Raw genomic sequence first — 18,021 nt, forward strand, 5'->3', positions numbered from 1 at the left:
GGCGGGTCATTTGTTTGACAGCCGGTCCGACGTCGGACCAGTCGGACGAAGGGGACAGGCACCTGGCGGATGGACAAAGGGGACAGGCACCCGACGGAGCCAGTCCCCTTTTACGACTACGGCTCGTTGCGCTCGCTCTGCTCGGAGAGAAGGACGATGTCGACGCGGCGGTTCTGGGCGCGCCCTTCTGCCTCGCTGTTGTCGGCTACCGGGCGATACTCGCCGTAGCCGGCGGCGGAGATCCGGGCGGGGTCGAAGTCTTCCTGCTTGGTGAGGTACTGCAGCACGTTGGTGGCGCGCGCGGTGGAAAGCTCCCAGTTGGACGGGAACGCGGCGGTGCTGATGGGAATGTTGTCGGTGTGCCCCTCGACCCGCACCGCGTTGGAATAGCTGGCCAGGGAGGCCACCACGTCCTTCAACAGGCTCAAGGAACTCTGCTTCAAGGTGGCGCTGCCGCTGTCGAAGAACCCTGCTTCCTTCAGACTCACCACCAGGCCACGCTGGGTCACCGAAACCGAGACCTTGTTCTGCGCCCCCGCCTTCATCAGGTACGCCTCGATGGAGGCCTTGGTGGCCCGGAAGTCCTGCTCGCTGCCGCGGGTCCTGGTGCTGCTCATCCGCTTGGGAGCCTGGGTGATCTTGTGGATGGAGGGGATGACGCTCATGGAACCGGCGTCGATGACGGTGGGCTTTTGGCCAGCCGAGGTGGTGCTGTAGCCGAAGGACTCGCGCATGGAGGCGAGCACCTCCTCGGCCTTTTTCTTGTCGGTCTGGCTCATGGCGTAGAGCGTCACGAACACGGCGAACAGCAGCGTGATGAAGTCGGCGTAGGATACCAGCCAGCGCTCGTGGTTGGGTTCTTTTTCGTGCTGGGCCTTTTTCTTAGCCATTTACTTCCCCTTCTTCTCTCCACCGTCATGCAGGTAGGCCCTGAGCTTCTGCTCGATGAAGTGGGGGTTCTCGCCGTTCTGGATGGCGATGAGCCCCTCGATGACCATCTCCTTCTGCAACAGCTCTTCCTTGAGACGGATCTTCAGCTTGGTGCCGAAGGGGATGCAGAAGATGTTGGCGGTCATCAGGCCGTAGATGGTGGCCACGAAGGCGACGGCGATGCCGCCCCCGAGCTTGGAGGGGTCGGAAAGGTTGCTCATGACGTGGATCAGGCCGAGCACGGCGCCGATGATACCGATGGTGGGGGCAAAGCCGCCGGCAGCCTCGAAGACCTCGGCGCTGTGCTTGCCGTGCGACTCGAAGGAGGTCAGCTCGATCTCCATGGTCTCCCTGAGCTTCTGCGGGTCGATGCCATCGACCACCAGCGAAATCCCCTTCTTGGTAAAGGAATCCTTCACCGTCTGGGCTTCCTGCTCCAGCGAGATCAGGCCGTTTCTGCGAGCCTTGGCCGCGTAGTTGATGATGTTCTTGATCACCGCCTCGGGGTCTTCCTTGGGGGGCATGAAGACCTTCTTCAGGTCCTTCACCGCGGCCATCAGGACCGGCAGCGGGAAGCTGACGATGGTCGCCGCCGAGGTGCCGCCGAGGACGATAATGGCCGCCGTCGGCTGTATCAGCGCCGACATGTGCAGCCCTTCCAGGGCCGCGCCGCCGAAGACGGCGAAGAGGCCCAGGGCTATTCCGATTAGGGTCGATAAATCCATAACTGTTCCCGGATTGAGAAGACGCTCCCTTGCGAGCGGTTATATCCTGCAGTTGGGTTGGTAGCTTTCCGCATCCCTTTTGCGCAGGTAGCGCCGGGCCACGCTCGACGAGGCGTGCCGGAACAGGTGCGCCTTGAAGTTGACGATCCGGCTGATCACCACCCGCGCCGGCTCCAGTACCAGGTATCGGTTGCCGTTGGAAAGGGTGATGTGGGTGTCCGGGGTCTCCGTGATGAGCTCTATCAGGTCCGGGTTCAGGTACATCTCGGAGCCGTCTCGTGTGGTCACCTTGATCATGGCTTCCCCCTGCGGAATGCGGCAGCTAATTTTGTTTTTCGGATGCAGCACCGAAAGCTTTAGCGCTATCACCGCCCTTCGTCAAAAAAGAAATTGAAAAGGCCGTGCGAGCCTGGCCAGCTCACACGGCCCTTGGTGGCGCGGGGGATACGCGACAACCCTACTTCATGTAGTCCAAAAGCGAGAGCTGGCTCAGCTTGGAGGTGGCCGACAGCGCCGCGTTGAAGGCGGTGGTCTGCTGGGAAAGCACCACCCCGGCCTTGGCGTAGTCCACGTTCTGGATGTCGCCGAAGACGGTCTTCAGCGTGTTCTGGTTGTTGGCGATCATGCTCTTCATGTTGTCCAGGCGCACCAGGCGCCCCGCGACGTCGCTCTGGGCCACGGTGATCTGGTCCGCGCCCGCCTTGACGTTCTTGACCCCGTCCAGGATCCCCTGGCTGTTCTTGCTGCCGATCGCGGAGATGAGGGCGTCGATGGAACCGATGATGTCCACCGGACCCTGCCCCGCGGTGGCCCCGCTCCCCACCGCCGCCGGCGGGTTGCCGCCGCGCAGGAGGTCGCCGCCGGATACGGTGGTGCCCACGGTGCTGTTGGGGGCGATCTCCACCTGCGGGATGTCGGTGGTGCCGCTGAAGACGCCGGTGGAGCTGAAGGGCTGGCTGGTGGAGAAGCCACCGAAGACGTACTGGTCGCCCAGGCGGGTGTTGCCCATGTCGATCAGCTGGCTCTTCAACTGGGTCAGGTTGGTCACCGCGCTGGCGGTCCCGGCGGCGTCCAGGGTGCCGGCCACCATGTCGCCGGCGATCTTCTTCACCTGCTGCATCAGGGTTGCCATGCTGGTGAGCGAAGTATTGGTCACGTTCAGGAGCGTCTCGGCCTTGGTGATGTTGGAGCTGTACTGGTCCCCCGAGGCGATCTGCTCCTTCAGGTCCAGAAGCTGCCTGGTGGAAAGGGGATCGTCGCTGGGGCGGTTGATGTTGTAGCCCGAGGCGATCTGTTCCTGGAGCTGGTCGATCGCGGTGCGCCCCTGCTGCAGGTTGTAGATGGCGTTGTCGGCGCTCATGCCGGGGGTGATTCTCATAGCGATTCTCCTATCGGACCATGTTCAGGATGGTGTCCAGCATGTCGCTCCCCGCGTTGACCACCTTGGCGGAGCCCTGGAAGGCGCGCTGGTACTTGGTCAGGTTGAGCAGCTCCTCGTCCAGGGACACCTCGGAGTTGGAGGACCTGAGCGCGTTCAGCTGCTTCAAAAACGCCGCGTTCTGGGAGGTGACGTTCTGGGTCCCCTCGGTGTCGACACCGACCTGGGACACCACGGAGTTGTAGAAGTTGCCGAAGGTGGCGCTCCCGGTGCTGAAGGCAAAGCTGGTGCTGCCGATGTTGGCGAGCTTGACCGCGTTCACGTTGTTGCCGCTGCTGGTCGGTATCGGGTCGCTCGCGGTCGGGAGCCCCGCCGCGATCTTCACTGCCGAGATCCCGGAGTCGAGCGCGATGCTCCCCGCGGTGACGCCGGCGGGGTCGAAGAAGTTGTTGTTGGTACTGCCGTCCAGTGCGTACCCGGCCTTGTGCACCGTGTTCACCTGGGTGGCGACCTGGTTGGCCATCTCGTCCAGGAGCGAGCGGTACTTGGGCACAATGCTGTCGCGCACCTCCATGGTGCCGCCCAGCTTGCCGCCGATGGTGGCGCCGTCGCCGACGGTGCCCACCAGGGTGTCGGTGCCGGGGGCGTTGGCAGGGGGCGGGCTGCCCAGCCCCGAGAGCATGATGTCGTTGGTCGCCGGGGCGCCGGTCGCGTTGGTGTAGAGCGTCGCGTACCTAGTGCTGGAAACGAGCTGCCCCCCGCCCGCCAGGGTCACCGAGGCGGTGTTGTCGCTGGCGATGGTGTAGCTGACGCCGGTCTGCTCGGAAAGCTTCCTGAGCAGGAGATCGCGCTGGTCCAGAAGTTCGTTGGGGCTTCCCCCCACCGCGCTGGTGGCCATGATCTGCTGGTTCACCAGGGCGAGATTGCGCGCGTTGTCGGTCACCTCGGCGGTGATGCCGACCAGGTTGCTGTCCGCGGTCGAGGCGACCGAAGTGAGCGTGGAGTCCGCCTGGTGGAAGCTGTCCACCATGATCTGGGCCCGGGTCAGCACGGCCTGGCGCTCGGCGGCGCCGGAGGGGTTGACCGAGAGGTCCTGGAAGGCGCCGAACAGGTTGGCCACGGCGGTGCCGAGCCCGTCCGAGGTGAGCGAGTTGAAGCTCGGTTCGATCTGCTCCAGCGCCGACTGCTGCGCCAGCCCCTCCTGGTAGGTGCTGTTGGCGTTGACCAACTGCAGCTGCAGCATGTTGTCGTAGCTGCGCTGCACCGCCGCTATCTGCACCCCGGTCCCCAGCGCGAAGCCGTTGGAGGTGCCGACCGGCTTGTTCTCCATGATCACCCGCTGGCGGGAATACCCCTCGGTGTTGACGTTGGAGATGTTCTCGCCGGTGACCTCGATAGCCAGCCGCTGGGCGGTGATGCCTGAGGAGGCTATGTCGAAGAGGGTGTTGATGCCCATGCTAGATCTCCTTGCTGACGAAGCCGCTGTTGCCGCGCCCGGCGTTCACGAAGGCGCCCGCCCCGCCGTAGGTCTGCCCGGGGTTGAAAATCCGGTTGAAGAAGTTCACCGAGCGCCCCACCACGTTCATGGAGTCCTCGATCAGCCTCCGGTGCAGCGCGAGCGCACCCTGCAGCGCCCGGGCGTTGCCGGTCACCGACTGCTGCGCCTCCCGGAGCGCCTGCTTTTCCGGCGCGCCGAGCCGCTCGATGATGGGCGAGAGCGTGCTGTTGCCCGGCATGCCGAGCTCGGTGCCGAGGGCGGCGATCATCTCCTGGCACTGCCCGGAGAGCCTGGCCAGGCGTTCCATCCCCGCCGTGATCTCCTGCTGGTTCTCCTCCATGCGGGCCAGGTCCAGCGAGGTCATGCACTCCTGCTCCTCCTGCAAAAGGACCTGCATCCGGTCCAGGAGCACCCCCTTCTCGCACAGGGCCGCTATCAGTTCGACGACGTTACGATCCATCTAATTCCCCCTTAACGCGACTTGTACGCGTCCATCATCTTTTGCGCCAGTTCCGAGGCATCGACGCGGTAAGCGCCGTTTTGCAGGTTCTGCTTGGCCAGCGCCACCCGGTCCATCCTCACGTCGGGCATGGCCGCCACCTCGGCTTTCAGCCGCTGCAACTCCCTCGCCTGGGACGAGATTTCGACCCGGTCGAAGGGGATGACCCGTCCGGCCGGACGGCTCCCCTGGACTGCCTGCGTCTGCTGCGTGTCGTTCCGGACCTGCTGCGATCGGTTCAGATCGACTACGTAGGCTGAACCTTCAATCCGCATCCCGCACCCCCTTAGCCGGAGCCGGCGTGCCGTAGGCCCGCGAGAGCTCCCTCTCTATGGTCTGTGCCAGTCCTATGCCGCCTCCCTGCACCGCGGCGTTGGCGTACTCCTGGTCCAGCAGGGAGCGGAAGGTCTCTTCGCCTCTTCCCCCGCCGGTCAGGGTGTCCTTGCCCACCGTGTCCCGCATCGACTTCAACATCATGGAGACGAACATCGCCTCGAAGTCGCGGGCCACCTTCTTGATCTGCTCCGGGTTGCGCTCCTGCGCGCTCTTTTGCGCCCGCAGGTCGGTGACCGGCAGCGCGTTGTCCGGTATCGGCTTTACTTCCATGCCCCTTCTCCCTACATCACGCTCAGCTCGGCGTTGAGCGCGCCGGCGGCCTTGATGGCCTGCATGATGCCGAGCAGGTCCCTGGGGGTGACGCCGAGGGTGTTGAGCCCGCGCACCACCTCGCCCAGGTTGGCCCCCTCACGCACCAGCGAGAGGTTCACCTTCTCCTCGGAGATCTTCAGGTCGGTGCGGGGCACCACGGTGGTGGTGCCGGTCTTGGCGAACGGCGCCGGCTGGGAGACCTTCGGGGTCTCCTTGACCACCACGGTCAGGTTGCCGTGCGAGACGGCCACGGTCGAGATGCGCACGTTCTCGCCCATGACGATGGTGCCGGTGCGCTCGTTCATGACCACCTTGGCCATCACGTCCGGGTTCACCTCGAGCCGCTCCAGGTCGGCCACGAACTCCACCACCCGGTTCTGGTACTCGCCCGGGATGGCGATCTGCACGCTCCCCGGATCGGTGAGCGACGCCGAGCCCTGGAAGCGGCCGTTGATGGCGGCGGCGACCCGGGCGGCGGTGGTGAAGTCGGACTGGTGCAGGTTCAGCTTCAGGACCGGGCGGTTGGCCAGCACGTTCGGGAGCTCGCGCTCCACCAGCGCCCCCTCCGGGACGGTGCCGGCGGTGGGATGGTTCTTCACCGCCGTGGTGGCCTGGCCGCCGTAGGAGAAGGAGTTGGTCAGGACCGGCCCCTGGGCCACGGCGTAGACCTGGTTGTCGGCGCCCTTCAAGGGCGCCATCATCAGGGTGCCGCCGGCGAGGCTCTTGGCGTCGCCCATCGAGGAGACCAGCACGTCGAGCTTGTTGCCCTGCTTGGCGAAGGGGGGGAGTTCGGCGGTCACCATGACCGCGGCCACGTTCTTCACCGTGATGTCGGCGCGGTTCACCGTGAGCCCCAGGCGCTCCAGGGCGCCCACCAGGGACTGCACCGGGAACTTGGTCTGGTCCGAATCGCCGGTGCCGTTCAGGCCGACCACCAGGCCGTAGCCGATCAACTGGTTCTGGCGCACGCCGTCGAAGGCGGCGATGTCCTTGATGCGCGCCCCGAGGGCGATCTGGGGCAGCAGCAAAAAGATGAGCAGCGCGAAGCAGCTTTTTGAAATAACGTTAATTTTCAAGCGTTTCACCTAACCCTTTTCGGCCGAAGTGTCGGAATCTTGACACAAACGCGTCAATTCCCGAACACGCCGCCCGCCTAGAACGGCCATACCTTGTCCAGCACGTTCATCAGCCACCCCGGTTTCTGCCGGTCGGAGATGATCCCCTTGCCGGAGTAGGAGATCCTGGCGTCGGCGATGAGCGCCGAGTTGATGGTGTTGTCGGTGCTGACGTCGCGCCCGCGCACCGTCCCGGTCAGCACGATGATCTGGTCCTCGTTGTTCACCCTGACGTTGCGCCTCCCCTCGATGAGCATGTTGCCGTTGGGGATCACGTCCACCACCTTGGCGGAGATGGTCGCCTGCAGGGTCTCCTGGCGCGAGGTGGAGCCGGCGCCGTCGAACTTGGAGCCGTAGCTTGCGCTCAGGAGGCTGGCGAGGTCGGCCCAGGTCTTGATGGGTGTTTTCTCCAGCCCGAGCAGGTTGGGAATGCCGGCGCTGATCGAGGAGTTGCGCGAGGTGCCGGTGGCGGCCTTCTTGCTGGCGCTGGCGTTCTCGGAGATCACCACGGTGATGATGTCGCCGCGCCGTCTAGCCTTCATGTCCTCGGCGAGTCCCGTGGAGGAGGCCTGCCAGAGCGACCCGTTGCTGTAGTTCACCTGCGGCGCCGGGATCTGCTCGTCGAAGGCGGGGGTTGCCACCTCGGCGGTCTGGTGCGCGCAGGCGGAAAGCCAGAACAGCGGCAGGCACAGGGCCGCCGCCTTCAGGATAGTCAAGCTGTTGCTTTTCTTGCGGTCCATCTAGAAATCCACCTTTACCGTGGTCGCGTCGATCACCCGCGCCGCGATCTCCTTCTGCGAGGAGAGGTTCTGCACCGTGATCAGGTCCCCCGAGGCGCCGGCCCCCTTGGCCCGCCCGGTCGCGGTGATGCGCACCACGTCGTTCTCGGCCACGATGGTCACCACCTGCCCGCTCTTGACGATGGGCACCTTCTCCAGATTGTCCTTTCTGATCGGGGCGTTGGCGCGCAGGGTGCTCTTGACCCTCAGCCCCACCGCCTCGTCGAGGTTGTTGAAATAACGACCCTGCACCTGGGCCAGGTCGCGTTTCACGATGGCCAGGTCGGAGGTAGTCAGCACCTCGCCCCGCTCCAGCGTGCGTGCGGCCACCACCATCTCGGCCAGGGCCTCGACCTCGACCAGCACGGTCTGATTTTTCTTCACCTGGTCGTCGACCCGCACCACAAGCGCCACCGAGGCGGGTCCGTACCCTTCCCAGCGCTCCGGGGCCACCACGTCGAAGGTCACCTTGCCGGCGGGAAGCTTCAGATCCCCCTGGTAGTTGATCTTCTTCACGGTGATGTCGGCGTTCAAGGGAGCCGCCTTCTGCACCAGGTAGTCCTTGATGGCCGCCTTGACGGTCGCCTCGCTCACCACGTTGACGGCGGCGGGGGCCGCTACTTGGGCGAATCCGGACAGCGGCAGGGCAAGCAGTGCGAGAGCCAGCAAAAACGCGCGCATCAGTGGTTACCTCTTCAGCCCGGCGGCCTGCTGCAGCATCTCGTCCGAGGCCTGGATCGCCTTGGAGTTGATCTCGTAGGCGCGCTGGGAGACGATCATGCTCACCATCTCCTCCATGACGCTCACGTTGCTCTGCTCGATGTACCCCTGCTCCAGGGTGCCCAAGCCGTTCTGCCCGGCGGTACCGGTAGTGGCGTTGCCCGAGGAATCGGTGGGGAGGAAGAGGTTTTTGCCGATGGCGTTGAGGCCCGCGGGGTTAGTGAAGTTAGCCAGCTGAATGGTCCCCACCGTGGTGGAGGCGGTCTGTCCCGCCTGCTGCACCGAGACGGTGCCGTCGGAGCCGACGTTGATGCTGGTGGCGTTGCTGGGGATGACGATCTCCGGAACGATGGGCTGGCCGTCCGGGGTGACCACCCTCCCCTGGCCGTCCTTTTTCAGCGAGCCGGCGCGGGTGTAGGCGGTGGTGCCGTCGGACTGCTGCACCTGGAGGAAGCCGTCCCCTTCGATGGCCACGTCCAGTTCGTTGCCGGTGTGCACCATGGTCCCGGTGGTGAAGATCTTGCTCACCGAGCCGGGGCGGACGCCGAGGCCGACCTGGATGCCGGTCGGGATGGTAGTGGTGTTGGTGGCCGGGGCGCCGGTGGTCTTCTCGGTCTGGTACATGAGGTCCTGGAAGTCGGCGCGGCTTTTCTTGAAACCGGTGGTGCTGGAGTTGGCCAGGTTGTGGGCCACCACGTCTATGTTGAGCTGCTGAGCCTGCATCCCGGATGCGGCGGTCCAAAGTGCTCTTATCATCTCTTTCTCCTAACGGCCGTTCAACGTTCAACGTTCAAGGTTCAACGTTGGGCTGCCGACCCTCTGGTCATCTTTCTCGTTGGTTGTGGAACTGCTGCCGTCGCGCTGAAGATCCCAAGCGGTACGCGCGTGTCGAACGTCGAACGTTGAACGGGTTTTAGATTTTCCCCAGATCGTTGACCGCGCGGGCGGTGAGGTCGTCGTAGGTCTTGACCGCCTTGGCGCAGATCTCGAAGTAACGGCTCGCCTCGATCAGGCGCGACATCTCCACCACCGCCTTGACGTTGGAGGTCTCCAGGTAGCCCTGCTTGATCCCGGCCGTGGAGGCGGTGCTCGCGGCGTTGGGGTCGGCGGGCTGGAACAGCCCGTTGCCCAGCTTGTTGAGGGCATACGGCTTGGCGAAGTCCACCGTGCTGATGGTCCCCACCGTGTTGCCGTTCACGCTCACCTGCCCGTTGGAGCCGATCTCGACCTTGCCGTTGGCGGGGACGGTTATGGGCCCGCCGCCCCCCTGCACCTCGTAGCCGTCCGCAGTGACCAGCCTGCCGTTGGAGCCCAGGTGGAAGCTCCCCTGGCGGGTGTAGGCGGTCCCCTGCGGGGTGTTCACCACGAAGAAGCCGTCGCCTTCCAGGGCCACGTCGAGGCTGTTGTCGGTGCGCTGCAGGCTGCCGGCGGAAAAGTCGGTCGAGTAGCGGTCGTTGCTGAACACCGGCCCGTCTGTCGAATTTTTGACATTGGCCAGTACGCTCTCGAACTGGATCTGGTCCGCCTTGAAACCGGTGGTGCTGGCGTTGGCCAGGTTGTTGGAGATCACGTCCAGCCTGCGCTGGGCGGAAAGGTTGCCGGTCAAGGCCGCGTACATCCCTGCGTTCATGATCCCCCCTAGGCGACGCGCTTCATCTTGCCGCGCAGCCTGACGATGGCCTGGCTGTGCAGCTGCGAGATGCGCGACTCGGTGAGATCGAGCACGGCGCCGATCTCCTTCAGGTTCAGCTCTTCGTAGTAGTAGAGCGTGATTACGATGCGCTCCTTCTCGGGGAGGGAGTCGATCGCCTCGGCCAGGCGCTCCACGGTCTGGCGCGCGATGAGCTGGCTCTGCGGGCTCTCGGTCCCCTTGTCCTCGAGGACGTCCAGGAGGCCGAACGGTGCGCCGTCCTCGTCGTGCCAGGCATCGTCCAGGGAGACGAAGGAAAGCAGGTGGATCTCCTCCAGGAGCCGGAAGTAATCCTTCAGCTCCAGCCCCATGGCGGTGGCCACCTCGTCGCTGGAGGGGTTCCGCCCGAGGCGCTGCTCGAGCTGGGAGAACTCCTTCTCCAGCTTCTTGAACTTGTCCCGCAGGCTCCTGGTCAGCCAGTCCTGGGCCCGCAGCTCATCCATGATGGTGCCCCGGATGCGCTGCTCGGCAAAGGTCTTGAACTGTACCCCGCGGCTGGGATCGAATCGTTCCGCGGCGGAGATCAGGCCGATTACCGCGGCGCTTCTCAGGTCGTCCCGGTCGAGGTGCGGGGGGAGTGACGAGGCGATCCGGTCGACAATGAACTTAACCAGCGGGAGGTGGCTGACCACCAGCTCGTCCCTGCTCATCGGGACCCCGCGTTGCGCCTCATGCTCATACGCCTTAAGAAGACAATTCATGGTTCCTCCACATCGTGCTAGATGCCACCGAAGCCGCCGGCATGGCCCCTGCGCCGGCCGACCGCTCCGCATTGATTTTGTGTGCCAAATTTTTGAAACCCGTCGACGCCTTGGCATCCGGGAAGAGGCGGCATAAAGCCCCGCGGCGCCTCACACTTTCCACCAGGAGCTCGTCGTGCAGGATCGTTCCCGCGTGGTCAAACTGTACTTGCAAAAAGCGGCCCGTAATTGCGGCCAACTTGGAAAAGAGTGTTTCCCCCTCCTGGTTGTCGCGGCACATGTTGATCAGGAGCCGGAACCGGAACGAGCTGTCGCGGCCGGAAAGCATCTTGATCAGGGCATAGGCGTCGGTGATGGAGGTCGGTTCCGGGGTCACCACCAGCATGATCTCGCGGGCGATTGCGGCGAAGCCGGTCAGGTTGGCCGCCATCCCGGAGCCGGTATCGATCAGGAAGCAGTCGTAGTCGTTCTGCAGCCGGAGCATGGCCTGCAAAAGGGCGCTGCGCTCCCAGGGGGAGAGGGCGCTGTACTGCTGCATCTCCATCCCGGCGGGAAGGACGCTCACGCCCCCTCCCAGTTCCACCACCGTTTCCTTCAGGTCGATGTCGCCGGAGAGGACCTGCCCCATGCGGAAGGGCGCGTCCTTACCCAGGCGCAGGCAGATATCGCCGATGCCGGGGTTGCAGTCCACGATCAGGACCCGCTGCCCCTTGGCGGCGAGCGAAGCGGCCAGGTTCACCACCACCGAGGTCTTGCCGACCCCGCCCTTGCCGCTGGTGACCGAGATCACCCTGAGCCCCTCGCGCACCTGGAGCTGGTCCGGTACTTCGGTCTTGGCACGTCCCGCCAGTCTCCTGAGCGATTCGGCCTGGTCTGTTGCTAGGCAAGACATTGTCATCAGTTAGACTCCTGCACTACCATGGCGGCGAGCTTTCTGGAGGTCGCCACCTCGATGTCTTCGGGCACCTTCTGCCCGGTGCTGAAATAAGAAAGAGGGATCTTGTGCTTGAAGCAGGTGTCGACGATGCAGCCGAAGGTCCGGCTCTCGTCGAGCTTGGTGAAGAGGAGCTTGGTCAACGGCAGCGTGCCGAAGGTGGCGATGATCTCGTCGATCTCGCGGCTCCTCGTGGTTGCCGAGAGGCAGAGGTAGACGTCGATGCCGGTCTGGGTCTCGAGGTAGCCCTTGAGTTCGTCGAGGCGGTCGGCGTCCTTGGGGCTGCGGCCGGCGGTGTCGATGAGGATCAGGTCCTTGTCGGAATGGCGGGCCAGCGCCTTGGAAAGTTCCTGCGAGTTGCCGGCTACTTCCAGGGGGAGGTCCATGATCTTGGCATAGGTTTTCAGCTGCTCCACCGCGCCGACCCTGAAGTTGTCCATGGTGACCATGGCGACGGAGACGCGGCGGTTCAGGGCGTACATGGCGGCGATCTTGGCGATGGTGGTGGTCTTGCCGACGCCGGTCGGTCCGACCACGGCCACGATGCGCGGCCCGGTCTTCTTGATGCGCAGCGAGCCGGAGCACTTCACCATGCCGGCCAGGTTGTCGGCCATCAGCGAGCGGAGCTCCTCCAGCGAGGCCCCCTCCTCGGCGGCGGCGCGGATCGACTCGGTCAGGGTCTGCACCGCCAGCGGGCCGACATCCTCACCCCTCAGTTCCTCGGCCAACTGCTGCAGCAGGCGCTCCTCGTCGCTGGTCCTGGCGACCTCTTTGACCAGCTTCAGGGCCGGGGCGGCCGTTTCGGGCTGCTCGACCGGGAAGGGGAAGGCCAGCGGTTCGGGCTGGGCCGCGGCCTTGACGGTCTGCTCCAGCGCCTGCCCGGCCAGCTGGAAGGTCACCGGCTTGGCGCCCTTCTCGGGAGCCTTCTCCTTGGTGCCGGAGACCGCGTTGTAGAGAAGCTGCTTGATCTCCTCCAGCTCTTCCTTACCGAAGGTCCTGGGAACTGCCGGGGTATCCGGCTGGAGCTCCTGGACCTGGGGCGCGCCCTGCTGGGTGGCCTGCTGCGCCTCCTTCTTGGTAAGCGCCTCGATGCGCTGCTTCAGCTCGCGCACCTCGCGCGCCAGGGGGCCCAGCATGGAATTCTGGAACTCCTCGCGGGTGGACAGCTCGCGCTCCGGGGCCGGCGGCGGCTCCTCCCGGTACGGGTTGGGGCGCTGGACCGGCCTGGGCTCCAGGGCCGCAGTGACCTCGTAGTACGGTTTGGAGAAGAAGCCGAGGATACCCTTCTTGCGCTCCTTCTTGGAGGAGAGGATCATGGCGTCCAGACCCATCTCGGCCTTAACCATCCTGAGAGCTTCCGACATCTCGCCTGCTTGGAATGTTTTAACTAGCATTGATCACCACCACGCCTAAGGATTGGATTTTTATGTTGGGCGGGATCTCGTTGTGCGAGATGACCGCCAGGTTGGGCATGAACCGTTCGGTAAGTTTCTTCACGTGACGACGGATGGACGGGGAAGCCATCAGGACCGGCAGCGCGCCGATGGCGTCGAACTGCTCGGCATTCCTGCGGATGGCGGCCAGGACGCGCTGCGCCACGTGCGGGTCGATGGCCAGGTAGCTTCCCTGCTCCGATAGCTGGACCGAATCGACGATGGCCTCCTCGATGTCGTGGTCCAGGGTGAGCACGCACAGGGTGTCGTCCTCGCGCTTGTACTGCTCCACGATGTAGCGCCCGAGGCTCTGCCGCACGAACTCGGTGAGCATCTCCGGGTCCTTGGTCACCCCGCCGTAGTCGGCCAGGGTCTCCAGGATGGAGCGCAGGTCGCGGATGGAAACGTTTTCCTTCAGGAGGTTCTTCACCACGCGCAGCACGGTGCCCAGGGAGAGGAGCGACGGGACCAGTTCCTCGACCACCTTGGGCAGGGTGGCGGCGATGCTGTCCAGAAGCTGCTGCAGTTCCTGGCGCCCGACCAGCTCGTGGGCGTGTTTCTTGATGGTCTCGCTGATGTGGGTGGCCAGGATGGTGGTGTTGTCCACCACGGTGTAGCCGGAAACCTGCGCCTTCTCCCGCTCTTTCCCCTTGATCCAGACTGCGGGGAGGCCGAACACCGGCTCGGTGGTCTTGATCCCCTCCAGCGCACCGACCGCACCGCCGGAATCCATGGCGAGGTACTGGCCGGAGAGCTCGCCGCCGCCGACCTTGGCGCCGTTGATGAGGATGTTGTACTCGTAGGGTTTCAGCTGCAGGTTGTCGTGGATGTGGATCGGGGGGACGATGAAGCCCATGCGGTCCGCCACCTGCTTCCTGATGGAGCGGATGCGGTCCAGAAGTTCCCCCTGCTGGCTCGCGTCCACCATCGGGACCAGGCCGTAGCCGACTTCCAGCTCCAGCATGTCCAGCGGACGGATGCTGCTGATCTGGTCGCTCTCCTCGGCGCTTCCGGCCGTGGTCTCCACCACGTCCTCGACCTCGGCCTTCTTCTCAACGGCCATCTTGCTCACCATGTAGGCGACGCCGGAGAGGAGGAAGAAGGCGAAGTGCGGCAGGCCGGGGATCATGGCGAACAGGAACAGTACGCCCGAAGCGACCTGGAAGGCCTTCGGGTAGTTCAAAAGCTGCCCGGCGATCTCGTGGCCGAAGTTGTTCTCGTCGGCGGAGCGGGTCACGATGACGCCGGCCGCGGTGGAGATGATCAGGGCCGGGATCTGGGCCACCAGCCCCTCGCCGATGGTGAGCAGGGTGTAGTTCTGCAGCGCCATGTCCAGCGGCATACCCTTCTGCCAGACGCCGATGACGAAGCCGCCGATGATGTTCACCAGCACGATCATGATGCCGGCGACCGCGTCCCCGCGCACGAACTTGGAGGCACCGTCCATGGAGCCGTAGAAGTCCGCCTCGCGGGCGATCTTCTTGCGGCGCAGCTTGGCCTCCTTGTCCGTCAGGATGCCGTTGGAGAGGTCGGCGTCGATGGCCATCTGCTTGCCCGGCATGGCGTCCAACGTGAAGCGGGCGGCCACCTCGGCCACGCGCCCGGCACCCTTTGTGATGACCACGAAGTTGATGATGACCAGGATCAGGAAGATGACCGCGCCCACCACGTAGTTGCCGCCGACCACGAACTGGCCGAAGGCCTTGATGACGCCGCCCGCCGCCTCGACCCCCTCGCTGCCGTGCATGAGGATGAGGCGCGTGGAGGCGATGTTCAGTGCCAGTCGGAATAGCGTCGTGACCAGGAGGATGGAGGGGAATACCGAGAAGTCGAGCGGTTGCACCGTGTAGAGGCAGACCAGCAGGATCACCAGCGCCACGGTGATGTTGGTCGCCAGGAAGATGTCGAGCATGAACGCAGGCAGGGGGACCACCATCAGGGCCAGCACCCCGATCAGGGCGATCGCCATGTAGATGTCCGAATTGCTCTTGGGTCCCGGGAGCGCCAGGGCGTCCGTCGAGGGGTTTGCCATGCGTCAGTTTCCTTTGCCTTGCCTGGGGGTTTTCTCTGCAGAGGGACCTTGTGCAACCGGTGTGCCATTTTCCGGAAGTCGGCCCGGCAGCCTAGTGGCAGGCGAAAACCGGAGTGAATACAAGGGGGAGCAGCAGCAAAGGTGAGGACGGTGGGATCGCGACGGTAGCCATGGCACCGTCAGTTTTGAAGTGCCGCGCCAGTCATTTTTTTGACCGCACATCAGCGGCCCCCCTCCCCACGCGGGAGGGGGTTAGGGGGTGGGGGTAGGTGCCACATTAGCGGTCATGGCAAGGTCACCCACCCCCCCTGCCCCCTCCCGTCAAGGGAGGGGGAGAACTGGAAGCGGTCGATTTTGATTACAGCAGGCACCTAACCGGACAACACTGGCCGCACATGGGTTAGAGTCTTCTTTTTTTCTTGTCAAAACGACGGGGAGCCGCTATGTTTTCCCCGCCCGAAGGAGGCTTCCCGCAGCCCTCCCAGGAGTTCCCCCAAAACGGACCACCATGCGCGCCTTATCGCTTCTATCGCTGATCCTTTTTTCGTTTCTGGCTGGCTGCACCAGCTACATCCCGTCCACCGTGCTCCCGGCGCCCTCGCCGGCACAGCCGTACGTGAAGATGGTCACCATCCCGCTTCCGGTGATCGCCTCCAGCCCCAACGAAGGGGTCACCTACGGCGCCCTGACCGCGTTCCTTCTGCACAACGACAAGGACGAGGTTTCCGCGCTGTTCGCCCCGCAGGTGAACCAGAACGAGAACTTCGGCACCACGGGGACCATCTACGGCGCCATGTATCCCTCTCCGCTGCGCAGCATAGAATTCAACCTCTCCAAATCCACCAAGGTGAACTCCGACTACGAGGTGAGGGTGAGGGACCAGAGCCTCATGGACCGCCAGTTGGAGCTGAACGCCTTCCTCTACAACTTCACCGACGGTTCGGCCCGCTTCTTCGGTTTCGGTCCCGGCAGCCGCGCCGAGGACGAGACCAACTTCGCCGACCGCGAATTCGGCTACACCGTATCGGCGGGTTACCCGCTGACCGCCAACACCATCCTTTTCCTGGGCGATCGCCTGAGAAGGGTCGAGGTGGACGACGGTGCGGTGACCAAGCTCCCCAACCTGCAGCAGCACTTCAGCGCCGCCGAGGTCCCCGGCATCGACGGCTTCAGCACCCACGCCCAGTCCGTCTCGCTGGTCTACAGCACCCTCGACGCCCCCGCCATGGCCAGTTCCGGCATCCGGGCCCGGGCCACCATCGAAGGGAGCCTGGCCGCCCTGGGGAGCAGCGCTCGCTTCGTACGCTACGAGGCCGAGGTCAAAGGGTTCTTCCCCGTACCGGACAGCCGTTTCATCAGCGCCGGCAGGTTTGCGGTGGGGCAGGCGCGCGGCAGTTCCATCCCGTTTTTGGAGCGGAGCATCCTCGGCGGCGAGAACACGCTCAGGGGGTACGGCAGGAACCGCTTCATCGACAACAGCTACGTGGTCTGCAACCTGGAGGAGAGGATCAGGCTGTTCCGGTGGGAGGTGTTCGACGTCAAGGCGGACTGGGAGCTGGCGCCTTTCGTGGACATCGGCGGGGTAGCCGACACGGTCGGCGACCTGAGGGCGGGCAACATCGAGGTCAACCCCGGCATCGGCTTCCGCGCCGTAGTGCGCCCAAACATCCTAGGGCGCATCGACGTCGGCTTCGGCAAGGACGGCCCCGCCGTATTCGTGGGGCTCGGGTACCCATTCTAACGGCCTTAACAGCCGTTCAACGTTCAACGTTCAACGTTCCAAATGTAAAGGGGACAGGCTCCGCGAGGTGCCTGTCCCCTTTTTGCATCTGCGTTCAAATCCCCCTCAATCCCCCTTGATCTCGTTCCCAAGGTCCACCTTGGGAACGTAAAGTCTACCGAAGCTCCAGCTTCCCCCGGATGCAAAGCTGGAGCTTTGCGCCACATTGGGTTCCCAGGCCGCGGAGCTCGGGAACCAGAAAAAAAAAGAGCCCGGAAGGGCTTGGTACACGTGACCTAGCGTCCCCCCCTTGTCAAAGGGGGGACAGGGGGGATTTGTCGGTGGTCCTCGTGTGAGGAAGGCGACACTATGTATGCCTGTGCGCCAGCGACTGCTGGGGATCTATCTTGTCCGACACCTTCTCCTGGATGTAGCGCGCCAGCCCGTCCAGGTCGGCAAACACGAAGGCATGGTTGATCCCCAAAAGCTTCAGCTCCTGGGCGAGAAAACCACGGTTCTCGAAGGGAATGCGGTACTTGCGGATGTGCTCGCGTGGAGTAAGCTGCTGCTCCAGCGGCCGCCAGGGGTTCCTCAGCAGCGAGAACACCCCGCTTTGCGCCTTGATGCGCGAGGCAATGACCGGCGCCATGAAGAAACAGGTGTCTGCCTCGAAGGGATTGGCCCTCTCGTCAATCTCGGAGAGCCCGTACATGGTGTGGGCGATGTAAAGCGCGGCGCCGCCGCAGTAGTCCGGGTTGTTGAGCCGGTCCCGCCGCAGGTCCAGATCCCCGTAGGGCTCGGCGATGGCGAAGTACAGGGCGATCAGCGGATTCACCGACCAGTCCAGCAGCCGGGTCGGCAGGCCATGATGCTGCGCCAGCGCCAGCCACTCCCATTCCGTAGCGGGCTGCACCTCGACCAGGTGGCGCCCGGACTTCTTGAACTCCTGCAACGCCTGATACTCGCCGTAGATGTCGGCCGGCATCACCTCGCTGGCGGGACGCCGCCCAGCGCCGCCCGGATCGGGAGTGAGCCGCCCGATCTTGGGGATCAGGGTATAGAAGTCGCGGCTCTCGCCCCGGAAGAAGTTCCACGAGCCCGGAGCGGTCTTGATGATCAGCCTGCGGAAGTCGTCAAAAGATGTAATCTCGCCCGAGATATCCATGGCCCCCTCCTGACCGGTGCCGCAACGTCCACCACGCAGCACCACAAGAGTTAA

General features: G+C 64.3%; 19 protein-coding genes. 1 reads left to right on the forward strand and 18 read right to left on the reverse strand.

The genetic code is table 11. The annotated features are described in order from the left end of the window. Positions 1-116 precede the first annotated feature (116 nt). From JFN91_RS15855 to flhA, 17 genes are all read right to left on the reverse strand, one after another. Positions 117-890, reverse strand: coding sequence for an OmpA family protein (locus JFN91_RS15855; RefSeq protein WP_199390169.1), 774 nt, complete (start codon positions 888-890; stop codon positions 117-119). Continuing rightward, complete coding sequence (locus tag JFN91_RS15860; RefSeq protein ID WP_199390170.1) at positions 891-1,655, reverse strand: flagellar motor protein; 765 nt, start codon at positions 1,653-1,655, stop codon at positions 891-893. 39 nt (positions 1,656-1,694) lie between these two features. Then, positions 1,695-1,952 (reverse strand): flagellar FlbD family protein, encoded by a 258-nt coding sequence (locus JFN91_RS15865; protein WP_199390171.1) that lies wholly within the window; start codon positions 1,950-1,952, stop codon positions 1,695-1,697. 160 nt (positions 1,953-2,112) lie between these two features. Then, a complete protein-coding gene (flgL, locus tag JFN91_RS15870) occupies positions 2,113-3,033 on the reverse strand; it encodes a flagellar hook-associated protein FlgL (protein WP_199390172.1) in 921 nt (306 codons plus the stop codon). A gap of 10 nt (positions 3,034-3,043) precedes the next feature. Beyond that, positions 3,044-4,489, reverse strand: a complete 1,446-nt coding sequence (gene flgK, locus JFN91_RS15875) for a flagellar hook-associated protein FlgK (RefSeq protein ID WP_199390173.1) — start codon at positions 4,487-4,489, stop codon at positions 3,044-3,046. Position 4,490: 1 nt separating this feature from the next. Continuing rightward, the gene (locus JFN91_RS15880) at positions 4,491-4,991 is read right to left on the reverse strand and encodes a flagellar protein FlgN (RefSeq protein ID WP_199390174.1); all 501 of its coding nucleotides are present in this window, start codon (positions 4,989-4,991) and stop codon (positions 4,491-4,493) included. Positions 4,992-5,002: 11 nt separating this feature from the next. Further along, positions 5,003-5,305 (reverse strand): flagellar biosynthesis anti-sigma factor FlgM, encoded by a 303-nt coding sequence (gene flgM / locus JFN91_RS15885; protein ID WP_199390175.1) that lies wholly within the window; start codon positions 5,303-5,305, stop codon positions 5,003-5,005. After that, positions 5,295-5,636 (reverse strand): rod-binding protein, encoded by a 342-nt coding sequence (locus tag JFN91_RS15890; RefSeq protein ID WP_199390176.1) that lies wholly within the window; start codon positions 5,634-5,636, stop codon positions 5,295-5,297. Before JFN91_RS15890 ends, flgM begins: the two co-directional genes overlap by 11 nt. An 11-nt stretch (positions 5,637-5,647) precedes the next feature. Continuing rightward, positions 5,648-6,739: a flagellar basal body P-ring protein FlgI gene (locus tag JFN91_RS15895; protein ID WP_199390341.1), complete on the reverse strand. Its 1,092-nt coding sequence runs from the start codon at positions 6,737-6,739 to the stop codon at positions 5,648-5,650. Positions 6,740-6,831: 92 nt separating this feature from the next. Continuing rightward, entirely contained in the window at positions 6,832-7,533 is a 702-nt protein-coding gene (locus tag JFN91_RS15900; protein WP_199390177.1) for a flagellar basal body L-ring protein FlgH, read from the reverse strand. Beyond that, complete coding sequence (gene flgA, locus JFN91_RS15905; RefSeq protein WP_199390178.1) at positions 7,534-8,253, reverse strand: flagellar basal body P-ring formation chaperone FlgA; 720 nt, start codon at positions 8,251-8,253, stop codon at positions 7,534-7,536. 6 nt (positions 8,254-8,259) lie between these two features. Further along, complete coding sequence (gene flgG, locus JFN91_RS15910; protein WP_199390179.1) at positions 8,260-9,048, reverse strand: flagellar basal-body rod protein FlgG; 789 nt, start codon at positions 9,046-9,048, stop codon at positions 8,260-8,262. A 157-nt stretch (positions 9,049-9,205) separates the two neighbouring features. Next, positions 9,206-9,922: a flagellar basal-body rod protein FlgF gene (gene flgF, locus JFN91_RS15915; protein ID WP_199390180.1), complete on the reverse strand. Its 717-nt coding sequence runs from the start codon at positions 9,920-9,922 to the stop codon at positions 9,206-9,208. An 8-nt stretch (positions 9,923-9,930) separates the two neighbouring features. After that, entirely contained in the window at positions 9,931-10,683 is a 753-nt protein-coding gene (locus tag JFN91_RS15920) for a FliA/WhiG family RNA polymerase sigma factor (protein ID WP_199390181.1), read from the reverse strand. Then, positions 10,667-11,581, reverse strand: coding sequence for a MinD/ParA family protein (locus JFN91_RS15925; protein WP_199390182.1), 915 nt, complete (start codon positions 11,579-11,581; stop codon positions 10,667-10,669). The genes JFN91_RS15920 and JFN91_RS15925 overlap by 17 nt, the downstream gene beginning before the upstream one ends. Further along, positions 11,581-13,011, reverse strand: a complete 1,431-nt coding sequence (gene flhF, locus JFN91_RS15930; RefSeq protein WP_199390183.1) for a flagellar biosynthesis protein FlhF — start codon at positions 13,009-13,011, stop codon at positions 11,581-11,583. Before flhF ends, JFN91_RS15925 begins: the two co-directional genes overlap by 1 nt. Beyond that, the gene (gene flhA, locus JFN91_RS15935) at positions 13,001-15,082 is read right to left on the reverse strand and encodes a flagellar biosynthesis protein FlhA (RefSeq protein WP_199390184.1); all 2,082 of its coding nucleotides are present in this window, start codon (positions 15,080-15,082) and stop codon (positions 13,001-13,003) included. The genes flhF and flhA overlap by 11 nt, the downstream gene beginning before the upstream one ends. Before the next feature lie 508 nt (positions 15,083-15,590). On the opposite strand from flhA, the gene JFN91_RS15940 reads away from it, so the two are divergent. Further along, positions 15,591-16,823: a BamA/TamA family outer membrane protein gene (locus tag JFN91_RS15940; RefSeq protein ID WP_199390185.1), complete on the forward strand. Its 1,233-nt coding sequence runs from the start codon at positions 15,591-15,593 to the stop codon at positions 16,821-16,823. Positions 16,824-17,169: 346 nt separating this feature from the next. On the opposite strand, the gene JFN91_RS15945 is transcribed toward JFN91_RS15940, so the two are convergent. Further along, on the reverse strand, positions 17,170-17,967 hold the full coding sequence (locus JFN91_RS15945; protein ID WP_199390186.1) for an FRG domain-containing protein: 798 nt from the start codon (positions 17,965-17,967) through the stop codon (positions 17,170-17,172). Positions 17,968-18,021 lie beyond the last annotated feature (54 nt).

The organism is Geomonas anaerohicana (assembly GCF_016458305.1).
In the GTDB taxonomy this organism is placed as follows: Bacteria; Desulfobacterota; Desulfuromonadia; order Geobacterales; family Geobacteraceae; genus Geomonas; species Geomonas anaerohicana.